Here is a 19256-nt window from a genome sequence, read left to right on the forward strand (position 1 = left end):
GTTCGTATACGCAGTGCTTTTCCGTATACGCAGTGCCTTACAGGGCTGTATTACAGTGGACTCTAGTCAAAGATACTAGCGCCAACAGCTTCATGGCTTCGCGCCACACGGGCGCAGTGCGAGCGGGGAAATCCCTGTCAGCCATGCTGAAAGGACCCCCATGACCCCCCGCATAGCAGTTGCCGCCGTGACCTTCGACCGGCCCGGCGAACTGGCTGTCCTGCTCGATTCCATCAATAACCAGACGGCCAGGGTGGACACGATCTGCCTGGTGGACAGCGGCACAACGCCGGCCGCGGACGTGGCCGGAAAGCACCCCAACGTCGACTACGTCCGTTCGGAAGCGAACCTCGGCGGCGCGGGCGGATTCGCGCTGGCGGCGCTGAAGGCCGTGGCCAGCGGTGCCAGATGGATTTGGATGATGGACGACGACGCCGAGCCGGCTGATCCGGAATGCCTCGCCACGCTGCTGCGTGAGGCCGAGGCGCGCGACCTGGAAGCGGTGGTTCCGCTGGTCACGGCGCCGGGCCAGCCGGACAGGCTTTCTTTTTTCTTCCGCCTGGACGGGAAAGTCACGCATAGCCGCGCCGACGTGGAGAAGCTGGGTTTCCTGCCCAACGACGGCCACTTCTTCAACGGAGCGCTGATCCGTTCCGACGTCTTCTTCAAGGTGGGCCTGCCGGACATGCGGCTCTTCATCCGCGGGGACGAGGTGGACTTCACCATCCGCCTTCGCAAGGCAGGGATCCGGTTCGGCACGGTGACCACCACCGCCATCACCCATCCGCACGCTTTTTCAGAGACCCAGCATGTGTTCGGCGCCGGCTGGCACGTCATCGTTCCTGAGTCGGCCTTCAAGCGGTACTACTACTACCGGAACCGCGGCTACCTGATCCGCCGGTACTTCCGTGTCAGGTCCTTCGTGGCGGATGTGGGGGGTTACCTGGGCTACTTCCTGCAGCGCCGGGACCTTCCCGGCTTCCTGGGCTGGGCCAAATCGTTCACTACCGGGCTGCGCGGCAAAGGGTTTGCGCCGCTGGAGGACCAGAAATTCTAGGCTGCGGTTCCTAGGTCCTGCGCGCCAATCCCTGGCGCTTCAGCCCTCGGGCCGCAAGGAGCCACAGCAGCACCCAGGGCTCGCCGAGGACGCGGTAGGCAACCCGGCGGGGATGAAGCAGCAGGCGCCACGCCCATTCCAGGCCCATCCTGCCAAGCCATCGCGGGGCAAGCCGCTGGATGCCGGCAAGCTGTTCGATCGCCCCGCCAACAGCGCAGTAGACTGCCGGCGGCATGTCACCAAGGCGGCGCTGCAGGACTTTCTCCTGGAGCGGCATGCCCAGTCCAATCAGGACCAGCTGCGGCCGCTGCCGGTGGAGCCAGGCCACGGCTTCGTCCTCGAGCCGGCCGTCCCAGCCCTCCCCCGGGAAGCCCGCGACGTTTGCGCCGGGAACGATTGACTGCAGCTTCCTCACGGCGCCGGCGTTAGCCTCCGCACCGGCGCCCAGCACGGCGATCCGCTCCAGTCCCCGCACCTGGTCCAGGGCTGGAAGCCAGTCGGTGGAACCCAGCCGGTAGTCCATGACGGGGCCTTCGGCCTTGCCGGTCCTCCCCCACAGCCAGAGCACGGGAGCCCCGTCCAGCAGGACAACATCGCTCCGCTGGTAGAGGTCGGCGAAGCCCTCGTCCGAGAGGGCCAGGGTGACACTGTGGAGGTTGTGGCCCAGCACCGTGCGGGTGGAGCCTTCCTGGACATAGCGGCTGAGTTCTTCCACCAGTTCCGGAACACGCAGGGGGGTTGCCTCAACCTCCAGCAGCGGGACCTGCTGGCGGTGCAGCGCCATCAAGATTCAGTGTCCCGAACCGGCGCCTGGGTTGCCGGAGCGGGGGGTTCGACGGCGGAGGAACCTGACGCTGCGGGCTTATCCCGGGCGGTGGAAGGCTCGTCCGCCACGGGAGTCGCAACCGCGGGCGACAGGGCAGAGGCCACTGCGTCAGACGGTTCCTCGTCCGCCTGTTCCTCCTCCGCCATGGGCATCTCGCCCAGGCCCAGGACACCCGGAACGTGCTCGCGGAGCTGGTCAAGGCTCACCGCACCGTTGCGGACCACGCGCAGGTGCGGGCCGGTGGCGTCAACAATGGTGGAAGGCACGGCGTCCTGGCCTTCCTGCGGCCGGAAGCCCCCTTCCAGGTAGACCTCCACGGAATCGGCCAGCTGCTCACGTGCGGCGGCGGCCGTCTGCCCGGGGGCGTGGCCCGTGCGGTTGGCGGACGAAACTGCGAGCGGTCCGGTGAGGGTCAGCAGTTCCTGGGCGATTTCGTCGTCCGGCATGCGCAGGGCAACCGTGCCCTTGGTCTCGCCCAGGTCCCAGTCGAGGGACGGCTGGGCGTGCAGGATCAGCGTCAGGCCGCCCGGCCAGAACGCTTCCGCAAGCTTTCGGGCGTCCGCGGACACGTCCGTGGCCAGTCCATCAAGGGCGTTGATCCGCGGAATCAGCACTGGCGGGGGCATGGTGCGGCTGCGTCCCTTGGACACCAGCAGCATGGTCACTGCCTGGGGCGAGAAGGCGTCGGCGGCTATCCCGTAGACCGTATCCGTGGGAAAAACCACGCACTTCTTCTCGCTGATGGCCCGCTGGGCGTGCTCAAGTCCCCGGGCGCGCTCGTCGTCGCTGGTGCAGTTATAGGTTGTGGTCACTCGCCTATTCTTTCATTCCGTATGGCCCGGACCCGCGAGCAGGGCGCTGGTGGCGCGCTCCTTGCCGTTGAGGTCCAGGTGCGTCCTGATTCCGGTCCAGTTCCCGGTCCTGGCCAGCATGGCCGAGATCCAGCCCGCCTGGACTTCCGCATGTTCCATCACAAAGTAGCCGCCGGGCCGCAGGAGGCGTGCCGCGGAGGCGGCGGCCGCCGTCGGAAGTTCCATGCCGTCCGCTCCCCCGCCGTACAGTGCTTCGGGCGGATCATGCAGGGCGACTTCGGGCTCGTTGGGGACGGCTTCGGCGGGGATGTACGGCGGGTTGGAGACCACGACGTCGAAGGTTCCGTTGAGCTCCGGCAGCGCGTCGCGCAGGTCCCCCAGGACCAGGTGGACGCCCAGCGGCGCCAGGTTCCTGGCAGCCCAGGCGTGGGCGAAGGGGCTGAACTCCACCGCATGGACGTCGGCGCCGGGCACCTCGTGGGCGATGGATCCGGCGATGGCGCCGGATCCGGTGCCCAGGTCCACAACGCGCGGGTGCGGCATGCCCTTGAGGTGGTCGATCACCAGCTGCACCACGGACTCGGTTTCGGGGCGGGGAATGAAGACCCCCGGCCCCACCGCCAGTTCGAGGTAGCGGAAGTGCGCCACACCGGTGATGTGCTGCAGCGGAATCCTCCCGGCTCGCTCCGCCACCAGGGCTTCATATCCCTCCGGGGCAGCAGCGTCCCCCAGCATCAGGGCACGGAGGCGGCCCAGCCCGACATTCAGGAGGTGGTCGGCGAGCAGCTCGGCGTCCACGCGGGGGCTGGGGACGCCGGCGTCCCGGAGGATGGCTGTTGCCTCGGCGACGGCGTCCGCCAGCGACTGGCCTGGCTGAAGTGTCATGTCTGGGATGTACCAGAAGCGCTAATCGCCAATGGCGTCCAGGCGGGCCTGTTCGTCCATCTCGATGGCTGACTGGATGACGGGTTCCAGGTCGCCGTTCATCACCTGGTCCAGGTTGTATGCCTTGTAGCCGGTGCGGTGGTCCGCGATGCGGTTTTCCGGGTAGTTGTACGTGCGGATGCGCTCCGAGCGGTCCATGGTGCGGATCTGGGACTTCCGCTGGGCGGAGTTCTCGGCGTCGATCTGCTCCTGCTGGTGCGCCAGGATGCGGGCCCGCAGCACGCGCATGCCGGCTTCGCGGTTCTGCAGCTGGGATTTCTCGTTCTGCATGGCCACCACGATGCCCGTGGGAAGGTGGGTGATGCGCACGGCGGAGTCGGTGGTGTTAACGGACTGGCCGCCAGGGCCCGAGGACCGGTAGACGTCGATCTTGAGGTCGTTCTGGTTGATCTCGAGCTCTTCGGGCTCGTCCACCTCGGGGAGGACCAGCACGCCGGCCGCGGAGGTGTGGATGCGGCCCTGCGATTCGGTGACGGGAACGCGCTGGACACGGTGCACGCCGCCCTCGAACTTGAGCCGTGCGTACACGCCCTCGGCAGGATCGTTCGAGTTGCCCTTCACGGCCACCTGGACGTCCTTGTAGCCGCCAAGGTCGGATTCAGTGGCGGAAATGATTTCAGTCTTCCAGCCCCGCGACTCGGCGTACCGGGTGTACATGCGCAGCAGGTCGCCCGCAAAAAGCGCAGCTTCGTCGCCGCCTTCACCGCCCTTGACCTCAAGGATGACGTTGCGGGCATCATCAGGATCACGCGGAATAAGCAGCCTGCGCAGTTTGGCAGCGGCAACCTCAAGGGCGGCTTCCAGTTCAGGCACCTCGGCAGCGAACTCCGGATCCTCTGAAGCCATCTCCTTGGCAGCAGCAAGGTCATCCCGGATGCCCTCCCACTTGTGGTAGGCCTCAACAATTCCATTAAGCTGAGCCGACCGCCGCCCCAGCTTCCGGGCAAGCCGCTGGTCAGCATAAACAGCAGGATCCCCCAGCTGCGCCTGGATGGAATCATGCTCATCAAGCAGGCCCTGTACGGACTCAAACATCTTTCAAAACCTCTTTCGACTTGTACAAGTCTAGTAACAAACAAAACCGGACCGCGGCTGGTGCGTTAACGACGAAGCCGCACGGATTTTTCCGCCCCGGGAGTGGCATCGGGCCTGCCGGAGCTGGGCGGCTGACGATCGAAGATCGGAAGCCGCCCAGCGTAGGGGCGGGGGCGGAAAAATCCGTGCGGCGTCAGCACCGGGGCAGCAGAATCAGCCGCTCACCGGGGCGTTACTTGTCGTTATCCGACTTCGCACCAAGCGTCGTCTTCTGGACCTGCATCAGGAACTCGACGTTGCTCTGGGTTTCCCGGATCTTGTTGGTCAGCAGTTCAAGGCTCTGCTGGGTCTCGAGTCCGGAGAGGACGCGGCGCAGCTTCCACATGATCTTGACTTCCTCGGGCGAGAGCAGGTTCTCCTCGCGGCGGGTGCCGGACGCGTTGACGTCCACGGCCGGGAAGATGCGCTTGTCAGCCAACTGGCGGGACAGGCGGAGCTCCATGTTGCCGGTGCCCTTGAACTCTTCGAAGATGACCTCGTCCATCTTGGATCCGGTCTCCACGAGGGCGGTTGCCAGGATGGTGAGCGAGCCGCCGTTTTCGATGTTGCGGGCGGCGCCGAAGAAGCGCTTGGGCGGGTACAGCGCGGCGGAGTCCACACCACCGGACAGGATGCGGCCGGAGGCCGGTGCTGCCAGGTTGTAGGCGCGGCCCAGGCGGGTCATCGAGTCGAGGAGCACCACGACGTCCATGCCCATTTCCACGAGGCGCTTGGCGCGCTCGATGGAAAGTTCGGCCACGGTGGTGTGGTCGTCGGCGGGACGGTCGAAGGTGGAGGCTATGACCTCGCCCTTGACGGTGCGCTGCATGTCCGTGACTTCTTCGGGGCGTTCGTCAACCAGCACCATCATGAGGTGGACCTCAGGGTTGTTGGTGGTGATCGCGTTGGCGATGGACTGCAGGATGAGCGTCTTGCCGGCCTTGGGCGGCGAGACGATCAGGCCGCGCTGGCCCTTGCCGATGGGGGCAACAAGGTCGATGACGCGGGGGCCGATCTTCTTGGGATCGGTCTCCAGGCGCAGCCGCTCGGAGGGGTAGAGCGGAACCAGCTTGGCGAATTCGACGCGGTCCTTGAGCTCTTCGGCGGTCTTGCCGTTCACCGAAGTGACGCGGACCAGGGCGTTGAACTTCTGGCGGGCGGACTGCTGGCTGCGGTCCTCGCCTTCACGGGGTGCGCGGATGGCGCCGACCACGGCGTCGCCCTTGCGGAGGTTGTACTTCTTGACCTGGGCCAGGGAGACGTAGACGTCGTTCGGGCCCGGGAGGTAGCCGGAGGTGCGGATGAACGCGTAGTTCTCCAGGACGTCAAGGATGCCCGCGACAGGCAGCAGGACGTCGTCCTCGGTCACTTCGACGTCGTCGACGTCCGGACCCTGGGAGCGCCCGCGGCGGCGGTCATTACGGTCGCGGAAACGGTCGTTGCGCGAGCTGTTGTCCCGGTCCTGGCCGCCGGAGCGGTCATTGCGGTCGTTCCGGTCCCGCCGGTTACGGCGGTTGCGGCGGCTGCCGCCGTCGGAATCGTCGCTGTCGCGGGTGTCCTCGCGGCGGGAGCCTTCACGCTGGCCGGCCTCGCGGCTGCCTGCGTTGTCGCGGCCGCCGTCGGCGCTTTCACGGGCGCCGCCGTCGCGGCCGGCGTTGTCACGGCCGCGGGTGCGGCCGCCGTCGCGGCGGTCGGTGCGCTGGCCTGCGTCGCCCTCAGCAGGGGCTTCGGTGCGCTGTTCCGACGTGCGCTGTTCGGCGGTGCGCTGCTCCGCGGCCTGCGCTGCGGGGCGCTGTTCGACGTCGGCCTGCGCGGCAGGAGCCTCGGCGGCCTCCGCGCCCTGGGGTGCTGCGGCGGCAGCTTCGCCGCGGCGGCGGTTACGGGTACGCGGCTGGCGGCGCTCGGTGGCTCCTTCAGTTGCCTCGGCAGCCTCGGCAGGAGCTTCCGCCGGCGCTGCGGTGCCGGTGGCGGCAACGGCGGCCTCGGCAGCAGCGGGCTCCGCGGCGGCCGGAGCCACCACGCCGTCGCTCACTGCGCGGCGGCTGCGGCCGCGGCGTGCACGGGTGCCGTCGGCGGGCGCTTCCGTGGTTTCAGCCGGAGCGGCAGCAGCCGGGGCGGAGACGGCCGGCGCGGCAATGCTCTCGGCACGCTTCTCGGTTGCCTTGGCAGGCGCCTTGGCAAGTGGGGTGCCGGCGCGGTGGGCGGAGATGGCGGAAACCAGGTCCCCCTTGCGCATCCGGGAACCGCCGGAAATGCCGAGCTGGCTGGCAAGTGCCTGCAGCTGGGCGAGCTTAAGGCCTGCGAGGCCGCTGCTCTTGGCGGGTGCGGCCGGTGATTCGGCAGCAGAAGATGATAGTTCCACAGCTGGCGACAGCTCAGTGGTTTCGGTCACGAAGGATCCTTCCCCCTCGACGGCGTCCAGACGAGGAGCTGGACGCGATGATTTGATCTGGGCTGCAGTTCAGATCTGCAGCCGGATTTTTCGGCCTTGCCGGTTGGAGATCGGCCAGCAGGGCCGGATACTGATTCACCTTCCACTCCGCCCGTGGCGGAGGGATGGACTGACGCTTCAGGGGCAGCTTAATGACTGCAGATTCCTGCGACAGACCAAGCAGGCGGCACCGGAATAGATTGCGCAGTAGGAGATCAAATCGCAAATGAATGCTGGAGGAGATCAGATAGGCGGAATTACCGCCGGTGCATCTCCACCTTAGCACCTTCAACGTCCACTGCCAGCTTCAGAACACGCCATGCAATATCCGGCGTGTTGGCTGCGATGAAGTCCTCGATGAAGGCCACCACGGCCGCGGCGTCGGCTTCTCCGTCGGCCAGGACCAGCACGGTGGGGCCCGCACCCGATACGACGGCGGCGTACCCGGCCGTTCGGAGCGCCGCGATCAGCGCTGCGCTGGGGCGCATCGCCTCCGCCCGGTAGCTCTGGTGCAGGTAGTCCTCGGTGCCTGCCAGCAGGAATTCGGGCTTTGCCGTCAGCGCGTGGATCAGCAGTGCGGCACGGCCCGCGTTCATAGCTGCCGCATGGTGGCCCACCGATGCCGGCAGGAGAGCCCGGGCCGCCTCCGTGGACAGTTCGAAGTCCGGGACCGCCACAACCGGGATGACCGAATCCGCCACTGTTGCCCGCGTGCTGCTGTACTGGTCATTGTTCTGCCAGGACAGCGCCAGTCCGCCGAAAATGGCGGGTGCGACGTTGTCCGGATGTCCCTCCATCTCGGAGGTGAGCTGAAGGATCCAATCCTTGCCGCGGCGGGCAGCCTCTGGAACCAGGGCATTGGCTGCGGTCACGGCAGCTACCACTGCCGACGCAGAGGACCCAAGCCCCCGCCCGTGCGGATTGACGTTGTCCGCCGTGATCCGAAGCCCCTCATGCCGGAAGCCCAGGCGGTGCAGGGCTTCGGTGAGGGCGCGGACCACCAGGTGGCTGGCGTCACGGGGAAGCGTTTCAGCCCCCTCACCGCTGAGGTCGAACTGAAGCTCACCGCTGCCCAGGGTTTCCACCGTCAGGGTGTCGTGCAGCGACAGCGCAAGCCCCAGGCTGTCATAGCCCGGGCCCAGGTTCGCGCTGGTGGCGGGCACGCGGACGGTCACCAGCTGGCCAGCCGGAACTGCCGGCGCAGCGGCCGCGGACTCGGCAGGGACGGTGAGGGTGGTTTCCACGGTTACTTGTCTTCCAGTCCCAGTTCGGCGGCAACCGTCACGACGTCATTGGGCACCTTGACAGGCTGCACATCGCTGCCGTCCTCGGTGCGCAGGGCCCACTGGGGATCCTTGAGGCCGTGGCCAGTCACGGTGATGACGATGGTCTTGCCTGACGGAACTTCACCCGCGGCGTGCTTCTTCAGCAGCCCGGCCACGCCGGCGGCGGATCCCGGCTCCACGAAAACGCCCTCACGTGCGGACAGCCAGCGGTGCGCGTTCAGGATTTCCTCATCCGTAACCGCATCAATCAGTCCACCGGATTCGTCACGGGCGCCGATGGCACCGTCCCAGGAGGCGGGATTGCCGATCCGGATGGCCGTGGCGATGGTGTCCGGTTCGGTGATGGGGTGGCCGGCAACAAACGGCGCGGCCCCCGCAGCCTGGAAGCCCCACATCACGGGGGTCTTGGTGGAGACGGCGGGAAGGGTGCCGGCCGTCTCGGACTCGAACGGAGCGGAGTACTCCTTGTAGCCCTTCCAGTAGGCGGTGATGTTCCCTGCATTGCCGACCGGCAGGACGTGGATGTCCGGTGCGTCGCCCAAAGCGTCGACGATTTCGAACGCGCCGGTCTTCTGGCCCTGGATGCGGGCGGGGTTGACCGAGTTCACCAGGAACACCGGGTAGGACTCCCCCAGCTTCCGGGCGATGTCCAGGCAGTTGTCGAAATTGCCGTCCACCTGCAACAGCGTGGCGCCGTGGGCGATAGCCTGGCTGAGCTTGCCCATGGAGATCTTGCCTTCCGGCACCAGCACGGCGCACTTCAGGCCGGCGGCGGTGGCGTAGGCAGCAGCAGAGGCGGAGGTGTTGCCGGTGGAGGCGCAGACCACGGCCTTCGCCCCGGAGGCGACGGCGGCGGTCATGGCCATGGTCATGCCGCGGTCCTTGAACGAACCGGTGGGGTTCATGCCCTCCACCTTCAGGTACACCTCGGAACCGGTGAGCTCCGAGAGCTTCTGCGCGTGCACCAGGGGGGTGCCGCCTTCGCCCAGGGTGATGACCTTGGTGGATTCCGTCACGGGCAGACGGTCAGCGTATTCGCGGATGACGCCGCGCCATTGGTGAGCCACTTAGACTCCTTCTACCCGCAGAACGGATGTAACTGAATTGATGACGTCCAGGCCTTTGACGGCCTCGACGGTGGCCGCAAGGGCAGCCTCTGACGCGCGGTGGGTGACGATCCGCAGTTCGGCCGATTCCGTGTTGGATTCGGCGTCCTTGTGGATGGTTTGCCGCATGATCTCGATGGACACGCCGTGCTCTGCGAAGAGCTGCGCAATGCGGGCCAGGACGCCGGGCTGGTCGGCGACGTCGAGGCCGATGTAGTAGCTGGTAGTGGCTGCATCGATGGGCAGGGCCGGAACGTGGCCGGTAGTGGTCTCGGTACGCTGCGGTCCGCCCAGCACCAGGCGGCGGGCTGCGGAGACAAGGTCGCCCAGTACGGCAGACGCCGTCGGCGTGCCGCCGGCACCCTGGCCGTAGAACATCAGTTCACCGGCGTTTTCCGCCTCAATGAACACGGCGTTGAACGCGCCGCGGACGGCGGCCAGCGGGTGTTCGCGCGGCAGGAGCGTGGGGTGCACGCGGACGGACACGCCCTCGTTGCCATCGGCGTCAGTGAGTTTCTCGGCGATGGCCAGCAGCTTGATGACGAAGCCGGCGTCCTTGGCCGCGGCGATGTCAGCGGCGGTGACGGACGTAATGCCTTCGCAGTGGACGTTCTCAAGGGCAAACCGGGTGTGGAAGGACAGCGTGGCCAGGATCGCGGCCTTGGCAGCGGCGTCGTGGCCTTCGACGTCGGCGGTGGGGTCCGCTTCCGCGTAGCCGAGGCGCTGGGCCTCTGCCAGGGCATCGGCGAACTGGGCGCCGGTGGAGTCCATCTGGTCCAGGATGAAGTTCGTGGTGCCGTTGACGATGCCCAGCACCCTGGTGATCCGGTCACCGGAAAGGCTGTCGCGGATGGGCCGGAGGATGGGGATGGCCCCGGCCACGGCTGCTTCGTAGGAGAGCTGGACCCCTGCCTTGTCCGCCTCTTCGTAGAGGGTGGGGCCGTCCTGGGCCAGCAGGGCCTTGTTGCCGGTGACAACGCAGGCGCCGTTCCGCAGCGCGGAGAGGATCAACGTCCGGGCGGGCTCAATGCCGCCCATGAGCTCGATGACCAGGTCTGCGTCCTTGACCAGCGTCTCGGCGTCGGTGGTGAAAAGCTCCTGCGGCAGGTCCACGTCGCGGGGGGCGTTGACGTTGCGCACGGCGATGCCGCTGAGCTGCAGGCGGGCGCCGGTGCGGGCGGCAAGGGCGTCGGCGTCCTCAATGAGGATCCGCGCAACCTGGGCCCCAACGTTGCCGCAGCCCAGCAGGGCTACTTTCAGGGTTCGCAATTCCGTCATTCAGGCTCCCATGTCGCGGTTCAGCAAATCTTCTTCGGTTTCCCCGCGGACAATCAGCCGGGCAGATCCGTCGCGCACCGCGACAACGCCCGGCCGGGCCAGATAGTTGTAGTTGCTTGACAGGGCCCAGCAGTAGGCGCCGGTCCCCGGTACAGCAAGCAGATCACCGGCTGCCACGTCCTCGGGCAGATATACATCTCTAACAACTATGTCGCCGCTCTCGCAATGTTTGCCCACCACGCGGGACAGCTGCGGAGCCGCCGCGGACGTGCGTGAGGCCAGAATTGCGGAGTAATCGGCGTCGTAGAGCACGGGGCGGGCGTTGTCGCTCATGCCGCCGTCCACTGAAACATACCGGCGCGGATACGTAACGTTGTTGCCTCCGTCACTGGCTCCGGACGGGGCCGGTGCGTCCACCCGAACGGTTTTGATCGTCCCCACCTCGTAAAGGGTGAACGTGGTGCTGCCCACGATGGCGCGTCCCGGTTCGATGGAGATGCGGGGCGGGTCGATGCCGAGCTCTGCGCAGGTGGAACGGACGACGGCGGCCATCGCCTCCGCGATCTCGGCTGCGGGGCGGGGGGTGTCCACCGGGGTGTAGGCGATGCCGTAGCCGCCGCCGAGGTCCAGCTCCGGAAGGACGATGGAGTATTTCTCCTGCATGGCGGCGAGGAAGCGGAGGAGCTTCTCGGCGGCCATCGCGAAGCCGTCCGGCTCGAAGATCTGGGAACCGATGTGGCAGTGCAGGCCCAGCAGTTCAATGCCCGGGTGCGCGGCGGCGGCAGCCACTGCTTCTTCGGCAGCGGACAGCCCGGCCTGTTCGGTGGTGTCCGCGGCCATGGAGAGGCCGAACTTCTGGTCCTCGTGGGCCGTGGCAATGAATTCGTGGGTGTGCGCATGGACACCCGGCGTCAGCCGGAGCATGACGTTGGCCTTTTCCCCCCGGTGTTCGGCGATGGCGCCCACCCTGATCAGTTCGCTGAGGCTGTCCACCACGATCCGGCCAAGTTTCATGTCCAGCGCACGGTGGATCTCGCCGTCGGACTTGTTGTTGCCGTGCAGGGCAACGTCGGCGCCGGGAATCCCGGCCTTTGCCGCGACGGCGAGCTCTCCGCCGGAGGCCGTGTCCAGCCGCAGCCCCTCTTCTTCGACCCAGCGCACCACAGCGGTGCACAGGAACGATTTGCCGGCGTAGTAGACGTCCACTCCCCCGCAGATGTCAGCGAACGCATTGTTGAAGGCATCGCTGAACGCGCGGGCCCGCGCCCGGAAATCGTTCTCGCTCATGACGAACAGCGGGGTGCCGTACTTCCGCTGGAGCTCACTGACCGGGATCCCGTCCACGGTGAGTTCGCCGTCGTCGTTGCGCTCCACGCCTTTGGCCCACATGGGTTCCTGCAGGGCATTCAGGTCGGCAGGAACCGAAAGCCAGGCAGGGGCAAGCGGGGAACCGGCGGTGGTGTCCTGTGCAGTCATGGAAATCACATCCGTTCCGGCGCGGAAACGCCAAGCAGGTCAAGGCCGTTGGCCAGCACCTGGCTCGTGGCGTCGTTGAGCCACAGCCGGGTGCGGTTGACGTCGGTCACCGCTTCGTCGCCCATGGGCGCAATCCGGCAGGCGTCATACCAGCGGTGATAGGCGCCGGCAATGACCTCCAGGTGGCGGGCCACCCGGTGCGGTTCGCGGAGCTCGGCGGCCTTGGCCACGATCGAAGGGTAGCTGCCCAGGTAGGAGAGCAGCTCGTTTTCAGTGGGGTGGTCAAGCAGCGAGGCGTCAAAGCTGTCCACGCCGTCCACCTGGCGCTCGACGCCCGCGGCCACGGCGTTCCGGGCAGCGCCGCGGGAGCGTGCATGGGCGTACTGCACGTAGAACACCGGGTTTTCATTGCTGTGCTTCTTCAGCAGCTCCGGGTCAAGGGTCAGCGGCGAATCCGCGGGGAAACGGGCCAACGAGTAGCGGACGGCATCCTTCCCGAGCCAGTCGATCAGGTCCTTGAGCTCAATGATGTTTCCGGCACGCTTGGACAGCTTGGCGCCGTTGACGGACACCAGCTGCCCGATCAGCACCTCGATGTGGACCTCGGGGTCGTCACCGGCGCACGCGGCAATCGCCTTGAGCCGGTTGATGTAGCCGTGGTGGTCGGCACCCAGGAGGTAGATCTTCTCGGTGAAGCCCCGGTCCTTCTTGGACAGGTAGTACGCGGCGTCGGCGGCGAAGTACGTCGGCTCGCCGTTGGCGCGGATCATCACGCGGTCCTTGTCGTCGCCGAAGTCCGTGGTGCGCAGCCACACCGCACCGCCGTCGTCGAACACGTGGCCCTGCTCGCGCAGGCGCGCCACGGCACTTTCGATCGCACCGGCGTCGTGCAGTTCCTGCTCGGAGAAGAACACGTCGAACTCCACGCCGAAGTCCGCAAGGGTGGCCTTGATGTCCTTCATCTGGGCCTCGTAGGCGGCGGCGCGGATCACCGGAAGGGCGGCAACCTCAGTCAGTTCACGGATGTCAGGGTGCTCTGTCAGTACCTCGTGCCCAAGGTCCGCGATGTACTGTCCGGGGTAGCCGCCGTCGGGCACCGGAAGTCCGTGCAACCGGTTGTAGACGGAATGCGCGAAGACGTTCATCTGCGTGCCGGCGTCATTGATGTAGTACTCGGCGGTGACCTCCGCGCCGGAGGCACGGAGTACGCGGGCGATCGAATCCCCCAGCGCTGCCCAGCGGGTGTGGCCGATATGCAGGGGCCCGGTGGGATTGGCGGAAACAAACTCCATGTTCACCGTGTGGCCGGCGAGCGCGGAGTTGGTGCCGTACTGCGCGCCGGCCTCGACAATCACCTTGGCCAGGGCGCCGGCGGCAGCCGCATCCACGGTGATGTTCAGGAACCCCGGCCCGGCGATGTCCACGGCAGCAACGCCGTCGATGGACTTCAGGCGGGTGCTGAGGATCGTGGCGAATTCACGCGGGTTGGTGCCCGCCTGCTTGGCGAGCTGGAGGGCAATGTTGGTGGCCCAGTCGCCGTGGTCCCGGTTCTTGGGTCGCTCCACGCGCACCTCATCAGGGACAGCTGATGCTGAAAGGGCGATGTCACCGGCAGCGACGGCGTCCTTCAGGCAGGCGGATATGGCGAGGGAGAGTTCTTCGGGAGTCACCCCTCTAGACTACCGGGGGCCGGTGACAGCAAGGGAATTCGGGGGCTTTGTGCGCCTTGGCGTTCCACAGGGAAACAGGAATCCGCACACAGGTTGAACCAATACGCTGGCTCTTGCGTTGACAAGGGCGTAGGCACTGAGCAGTTCCCTTCCCGAGTCCCCCGAATCCCTGACGAAACGAGAATGTTGATGAGACCCTCAGTCCGTAAAAGTGTTTACGCCGGAATCGCCGGCCTGTCCCTGGCGGGAACGGTGGCAGGTTGCGCACCCTCGGCCGGAAGCACCCCCGCTGCCGGTGGATCGACGCCGCCCGCCGGCGGCAGCGCTGCGGCAACGAGCCCCGCCGCCGCGGGAGCGTCAACACTGGCGGCCAGCGGGACAGAGTACAAGGACGGCACCTACAGCGCCGACGGCACCTATGTGTCGCCCAACGGTACCGAGACCGTGGGCGTGCAGCTTACCCTGGCCGCGGGGACCGTCACGGACGTCCAGATCACGCAGCACCCGTCCAACCCGAACACCCGCAAGTTCCAGGGCGAGTTTGCCGGCGGCATCGCGGCCCAGGTGGTTGGCAAGAACATCGACGAGCTCAATGTGTCCAAAGTCGCGGGCTCCTCGCTCACCAGCGGCGGTTTCAACAAGGCCCTGGAGCAGATCAAGTCGGAGGCACAGTAGGCCGTGCCGGACCGGGACCGGGAGGACTTCGCGTTTGAGGGGATCGGCACGCGCTGGCAGGTCTCAACGCCCCGGCTGCTCGATCCGGTCCTGCTGGCCCGGCTCCTCGCCGTAGTGGAACGGTTCGATGCCGACTGGTCCCGGTTCCGGGAGGATTCCCGCGTTACCGCCATGGCCAGGGAACCCGGCCGGTACGAGTTCCCTGCCGAGGCCGGTCCGCTCGGGCTGGTGTACCGGACCCTCTACCAGCTCACCGGCGGCGCAATGACGCCGCTTATCGGCACCAGCCTGGAGCGTTTGGGGTACGACGCCGGCTACTCACTTCAGCCTTCCGGCTCCCCGCTGCCGGCACCCGTTTGGGACGAGGTGCTGGATTGGGCGGGCACCACCCTCACCACGAAAGCTCCGGCCGTCCTGGACATCGGGGCCGCCGGCAAGGGCCTGCTGGTGGACCTGTTGGCGGCGGAACTTGAGGCGGGCGGCGTGACGGCGTTCATTATCGATGCCAGCGGAGACCTGTTGGTGCGTGGGCCGGATCCCGTTCCGGTGGCATTGGAACACCCCTACAACGCAGCCCAGGCCATCGGCGTGGTGCAGCTGTCCGGCCGGGCACTGTGTGCCTCTGCGGCAAACCGGCGCGCCTGGGGCGACGGCCTGCACCACGTCCTGGACGGCAGGACCGGCCGGCCGGTAAGGACCGCTGTGGCCACCTGGGCGCTGGCGGAAACCACAATGCTGGCCGATGCACTGGCAACGGCGCTCTTTTTCCTCCCCGGCGACGAATTGCAGCGGTCTTTTGATTTTTCCTGGTTGACGGTCTTCTCGGACGGAAGCGCAGCCCATTCCCAAGGATTTGAAGGGACACTGTTTTCATGAGCCCCGTCGAAACCCCCAGAACCGGGCCGGACCTGTCCATCGGCCGGCTGGATACCGTGCTGGGCCGGTACACCATGTACCGGCTGATCCTCCTGGTCCTGGCAACCTTGGCCGGATACAGCCTTGTGCTCGACGCCTTGGGCTGGCTGACGTTCGGCGTTCCGGAGATGCTGGGGCACCTGGTCCTGTGCCTGGGGCTGACCTACGCATCCAACAGGGCGCTGGCGGCACTGTTCCGGGTACGGCCGCACTCCGAGTCCTCGCTGATCACCGGGCTGCTGCTCTATTTCCTGTTCTGGCCCTCTTTCGCCCCAATGGACGTGGCGGGGGTGGCTTTGGCATGCGTGCTGGCATCGGCGTCGAAATACGCCCTCGCCTGGCGCGGAAGGCACGTGTTCAACCCTGCCGCCGCGGGTGCGTTCGTCACGGGCCTCACCGGCCTTAACATCGCCACCTGGTGGGCTGCCACGCCGGCCATGCTGTTGCTGCTGCTTCCGGGAGTCCTGCTGGTCCTGTACCGCACCCGGAAGTTCCTGATGGCCACGGTGTTCACCGTTGTTGCCGCCGCGATCATCACCGCCGAACTGCTCCAGGCCGGGCTGTCAGCGGGCATGGCCCTGTGGCAGTCCTTTGCCCAGCGGCCGCTGCTGTTCTTTGTTGGCTTCATGCTTACCGAGCCGCTGACGCTGCCGCCGCGGCGCTGGCAGCAACTCGCGTTGGCCGCAGTGGTGGGCGTTGTCTTCGCGGTCCCCTACAACGTCGGGTTCCTGGCCAATTCTCCGGAGGCGGCGCTGCTGCTGGGCAACCTGCTGGCTTTCCTGGCGGGCCAGCGCGGGAGCGTGACCCTCCGCCTTGCCGGAACCAGGGCGCTGACACCCAGCACCACGGAGTTCTCCTTCGAACCGTCGCGGCCGGTCCGCTTCGTGCCGGGGCAGTACATGGAGCTTGACCTGCCGCAGGTGAAGTCGGACAGGAAGGGCCGGCGCCGGGTATTCAGCCTGACGGGTTCACCGGACGAACGCCTGGTGAAGTTCGGCGTGCGGACTGCCGAGCCGGTATCCCCGGCGAAGCGCGTCCTCCTTTCACTGAAGCCCGGGGACAAAGTGACCGCCACCTCGGTGGGTGGAGACTTTGTCCTCCCCCGGAACCCACGGAAACCGGTACTGCTGATTGCCGCCGGAATAGGCATCACGCCCTACCTTTCACACCTGTCGTCCGGAGGATTGCGGGAACGGGACGCCGTGCTCCTCCTCCTTGCACGGAGCGCGGACGAGGTTGCCTATGCGGAGGAACTGCGGGCGGCGGGTATCCGGGTCCTGGTTCGCACTGCGGATGGTTCGGCGCCGCCGCCGGACCTGGCCACCGCCGCCTGGGACGGCACGCGGCTGGACGGCGAAGCCCTCCGTGCACTGGTACCGGACATCGCGGACCGGGACGTCTACGTCTCGGGATCACCGGCCAGCGTGGCGGCACTGCGACGTGCGGCCAGGCAGGCAGGGGCGCGCCGGATCCACGTGGACTCGTTCTCGGGCTACTGATTTCCCGCTCACTGGCATGCCCGGGGTGACGGGGCGGCCGCGATTTTCCCTTGCGGGCCACCTTCCTGCTAAGCTCTAGGACGTCCCGCCAGCAACGGCAGGAAACCCCGGATTGCCCTCGTAGCTCAGGGGATAGAGCGTCTGCCTCCGGAGCAGAAGGTCGTAGGTTCGAATCCTATCGAGGGCACCAGAAGAACCCCGTTACTTCAATGAAGTGGCGGGGTTTTCTGCTCCCCCTGGACTCCGCCCACTCCCCATGTAGGGTTCATTTCCCGGCGCGCCAGGAATCGATAACCACGGTGCCGCGCGGCGAGTCCAGGGTGGCGCTGAGTGGCGTGGAACTGGCCGCTTTTGCTGTGCCCGCCTTCACTCCTGGCATCTTCAAGACGGCGAGCGCTTCCTCAGGCACCCCGCGCAATACCAGCTCTTGGAGCGCCAAGGCCGTTTGCGGGAGATGGTCACATGGATGCGGTCCGGTCCATTCGATCAACGTCGGCAACGCGCCCCCGCATTCTGTGCGGCCATCCTCCCGTACCGTGATGAGCCACTTCAGCGTGCCATACGGCGAATCGCGCTGCACCGCCACTGGCACGCCGGGATCCAGGCCGCAGGTGGCCAGGCCTTGCCGCAGCGTTTCCAATGCGGCTGTCCGCGCAACTGCATGCACCAGCCGGGGCCGTTCGCGCACGGCCTCACGCAACGCTGGCTGGTCCAACCCGAACCAGCGGGGCCTGCCGGGTTCCGGCGCTCCGGGATCGACGGCGATGATCTCGAGATAGCACTGGGGGAAACGTTCTGTGCTGATGTCCATCACGTGATTATGTGTGCCCATCAAGGCGTGTTTGCCACCCCCGGAGGGCTGGACGCCGAACAGAGCCTCGCACCAGGCCGTGCCCTGCTCCAGCGAATCTGCCGCGATGACCAGGTGATCTATGCGCGCGTTCACAGGACGACTATAAACCCGGCCCCGCAACAGCGAGTCAGCGAAAAACGCGGCGACTACGTCCGTCAATATGCCGGCGGTTGTAGCGTTCAGGCTACTGCTACCGCACGTGAGCCTCCGCAGCATTGTCGGTGCCTCCTCGTAGTCTGAAAGCACCAAGTCGAGGGGGTACGCCATGCACGTTCCGTTCTGTTCCATTGTTCCGCCATACCTGCTGAGGCGGCTGGCCAAACAGGATGCGCCGGAGTTTTCGTCCGCGGCCAGGGCCGCCAAGGAAGCCCTGGGCCACGTGGAGTCGTTCCACTCAGCGCGGTCCCGGCCAGTGCCGGACGTTCCGGCAGGGATCCGCCAGGCGAAGCCGGGGCCGCCAAACCGGAGCATCTTCGACGCCGCCGGCTCGGAGGTCCTCCCCGGCCGGCTGGTCCGCAAGGAGGGTGAGGCCGCCACGGAGGACCCCGCTGCCGATGAGGCCTATGACGGGCTCGGCCACACGCACCGCCTGTACGCGGACGTGTTCGGACGCAACTCCATTGACGGACGGGGCCTGCCGCTGGACGCAACGGTCCACTTCGGCAAGCTCTACGACAACGCCTTTTGGGACGGCAAGCAGATGGTTTTCGGCGACGGCGACGGTGAGGTCTTCGAACGGTTCACCAAGTCCCTGAGCGTCATCGGCCACGAGCTGGCCCACGGCGTTACCCAGTATTCAGCCGCGCTTGCCTACCGGAACCAGGCGGGCGCCCTGAACGAATCAATGTCGGACGTCTTCGGTGCCCTGGTGGAGCAGTATGTCAGGAACCAGTCCACGGCCGAGGCCAGCTGGCTGATCGGTGAGGGCCTCTTCACGGCTGAGGTGCAAGGCAGTGCCTTGCGTTCCATGAAGGATCCCGGCACAGCGTACGACGACGATGTGCTGGGTAAGGACCCGCAACCGGACTCCATGGACACGTACGTCAGGACAAGCGCCGACAACGGCGGGGTCCACATCAACTCCGGGATCCCCAACCGCGCCTTCTACCTCGTGGCCGAGACGCTCGGGGGAAACGCCTGGGACTCCCCCGGGCGCATCTGGTACGAGACACTCACCGGCGGAACGCTGCCTCCCACGGCGACCTTCAGGGTCTTTGCGCGCGCCACGGTTGCGTCCGCCGTGGAACTCTACGGTTCCGGATCAACCGAGCATGACGCCGTCCAGAAGGCATGGGAAACTGTGAAGGTCAAGCTTTAACGGACGCCTGGCTGCCGTACTTCGGGGCGGCAGCC

At 66.7% G+C, this 19256-nt stretch carries 16 protein-coding genes and 1 tRNA gene; 6 read left to right on the forward strand and 11 right to left on the reverse strand.

Annotation, left to right across the window (positions count from 1 at the left end):
- Nucleotides 1-160: 160 nt before the first annotated feature.
- Nucleotides 161-1057: a glycosyltransferase gene (locus tag KTR40_RS11710; protein ID WP_228403850.1), complete on the forward strand. Its 897-nt coding sequence runs from the start codon at nucleotides 161-163 to the stop codon at nucleotides 1055-1057.
- Between the two features lie 10 nt (nucleotides 1058-1067).
- Here KTR40_RS11710 and KTR40_RS11715 read toward each other — a convergent pair whose 3' ends face one another.
- The 10 genes from KTR40_RS11715 to argS form a co-directional block, all read right to left on the reverse strand.
- The gene (locus KTR40_RS11715; RefSeq protein WP_139029632.1) at nucleotides 1068-1841 is read right to left on the reverse strand and encodes a WecB/TagA/CpsF family glycosyltransferase; all 774 of its coding nucleotides are present in this window, start codon (nucleotides 1839-1841) and stop codon (nucleotides 1068-1070) included.
- On the reverse strand, nucleotides 1841-2695 hold the full coding sequence (locus KTR40_RS11720; protein ID WP_228403852.1) for an L-threonylcarbamoyladenylate synthase: 855 nt from the start codon (nucleotides 2693-2695) through the stop codon (nucleotides 1841-1843). Before KTR40_RS11720 ends, KTR40_RS11715 begins: the two co-directional genes overlap by 1 nt.
- Nucleotides 2696-2707: 12 nt before the next feature.
- A complete protein-coding gene (gene prmC, locus KTR40_RS11725; RefSeq protein ID WP_139029634.1) occupies nucleotides 2708-3580 on the reverse strand; it encodes a peptide chain release factor N(5)-glutamine methyltransferase in 873 nt (290 codons plus the stop codon).
- Between the two features lie 21 nt (nucleotides 3581-3601).
- A complete protein-coding gene (gene prfA, locus KTR40_RS11730) occupies nucleotides 3602-4675 on the reverse strand; it encodes a peptide chain release factor 1 (protein ID WP_139029635.1) in 1074 nt (357 codons plus the stop codon).
- A gap of 232 nt (nucleotides 4676-4907) precedes the next feature.
- Nucleotides 4908-7106: a transcription termination factor Rho gene (rho, locus tag KTR40_RS11735; RefSeq protein WP_228403854.1), complete on the reverse strand. Its 2199-nt coding sequence runs from the start codon at nucleotides 7104-7106 to the stop codon at nucleotides 4908-4910.
- 296 nt (nucleotides 7107-7402) lie between these two features.
- Complete coding sequence (gene thrB, locus KTR40_RS11740; protein ID WP_228403856.1) at nucleotides 7403-8389, reverse strand: homoserine kinase; 987 nt, start codon at nucleotides 8387-8389, stop codon at nucleotides 7403-7405.
- A gap of 2 nt (nucleotides 8390-8391) precedes the next feature.
- Entirely contained in the window at nucleotides 8392-9498 is a 1107-nt protein-coding gene (gene thrC / locus KTR40_RS11745) for a threonine synthase (protein ID WP_139029638.1), read from the reverse strand.
- The gene (locus KTR40_RS11750; RefSeq protein WP_139029639.1) at nucleotides 9499-10815 is read right to left on the reverse strand and encodes a homoserine dehydrogenase; all 1317 of its coding nucleotides are present in this window, start codon (nucleotides 10813-10815) and stop codon (nucleotides 9499-9501) included. It abuts the gene before it with no gap.
- A complete protein-coding gene (gene lysA / locus KTR40_RS11755) occupies nucleotides 10816-12291 on the reverse strand; it encodes a diaminopimelate decarboxylase (RefSeq protein WP_228403857.1) in 1476 nt (491 codons plus the stop codon). It abuts the gene before it with no gap.
- A 5-nt stretch (nucleotides 12292-12296) separates the two neighbouring features.
- Nucleotides 12297-13961 (reverse strand): arginine--tRNA ligase, encoded by a 1665-nt coding sequence (argS, locus tag KTR40_RS11760; RefSeq protein ID WP_139029641.1) that lies wholly within the window; start codon nucleotides 13959-13961, stop codon nucleotides 12297-12299.
- Between the two features lie 189 nt (nucleotides 13962-14150).
- Here argS and KTR40_RS11765 point away from each other — a divergent pair, with 189 nt between their 5' ends.
- From KTR40_RS11765 to KTR40_RS11780, 4 genes are all read left to right on the forward strand, one after another.
- The gene (locus KTR40_RS11765; protein WP_228403859.1) at nucleotides 14151-14636 is read left to right on the forward strand and encodes a hypothetical protein; all 486 of its coding nucleotides are present in this window, start codon (nucleotides 14151-14153) and stop codon (nucleotides 14634-14636) included.
- A 3-nt stretch (nucleotides 14637-14639) separates the two neighbouring features.
- The gene (locus KTR40_RS11770; RefSeq protein ID WP_228403860.1) at nucleotides 14640-15512 is read left to right on the forward strand and encodes an FAD:protein FMN transferase; all 873 of its coding nucleotides are present in this window, start codon (nucleotides 14640-14642) and stop codon (nucleotides 15510-15512) included.
- Complete coding sequence (locus KTR40_RS11775; protein WP_228403861.1) at nucleotides 15509-17050, forward strand: ferredoxin--NADP reductase; 1542 nt, start codon at nucleotides 15509-15511, stop codon at nucleotides 17048-17050. The genes KTR40_RS11770 and KTR40_RS11775 overlap by 4 nt, the downstream gene beginning before the upstream one ends.
- A gap of 114 nt (nucleotides 17051-17164) precedes the next feature.
- Nucleotides 17165-17240 (forward strand) — tRNA-Arg (locus tag KTR40_RS11780).
- A 75-nt stretch (nucleotides 17241-17315) separates the two neighbouring features.
- Here the strand turns inward: KTR40_RS11780 and KTR40_RS11785 are convergent.
- Nucleotides 17316-17996: a VOC family protein gene (locus KTR40_RS11785; protein ID WP_228403862.1), complete on the reverse strand. Its 681-nt coding sequence runs from the start codon at nucleotides 17994-17996 to the stop codon at nucleotides 17316-17318.
- Between the two features lie 172 nt (nucleotides 17997-18168).
- Between KTR40_RS11785 and KTR40_RS11790 the strand changes: the two genes are divergently transcribed.
- The gene (locus KTR40_RS11790; RefSeq protein ID WP_139029645.1) at nucleotides 18169-19221 is read left to right on the forward strand and encodes a M4 family metallopeptidase; all 1053 of its coding nucleotides are present in this window, start codon (nucleotides 18169-18171) and stop codon (nucleotides 19219-19221) included.
- Nucleotides 19222-19256 lie beyond the last annotated feature (35 nt).

This window comes from Pseudarthrobacter sp. L1SW (assembly GCF_020809045.1).
Lineage (GTDB): Bacteria > Actinomycetota > Actinomycetes > Actinomycetales > Micrococcaceae > Arthrobacter.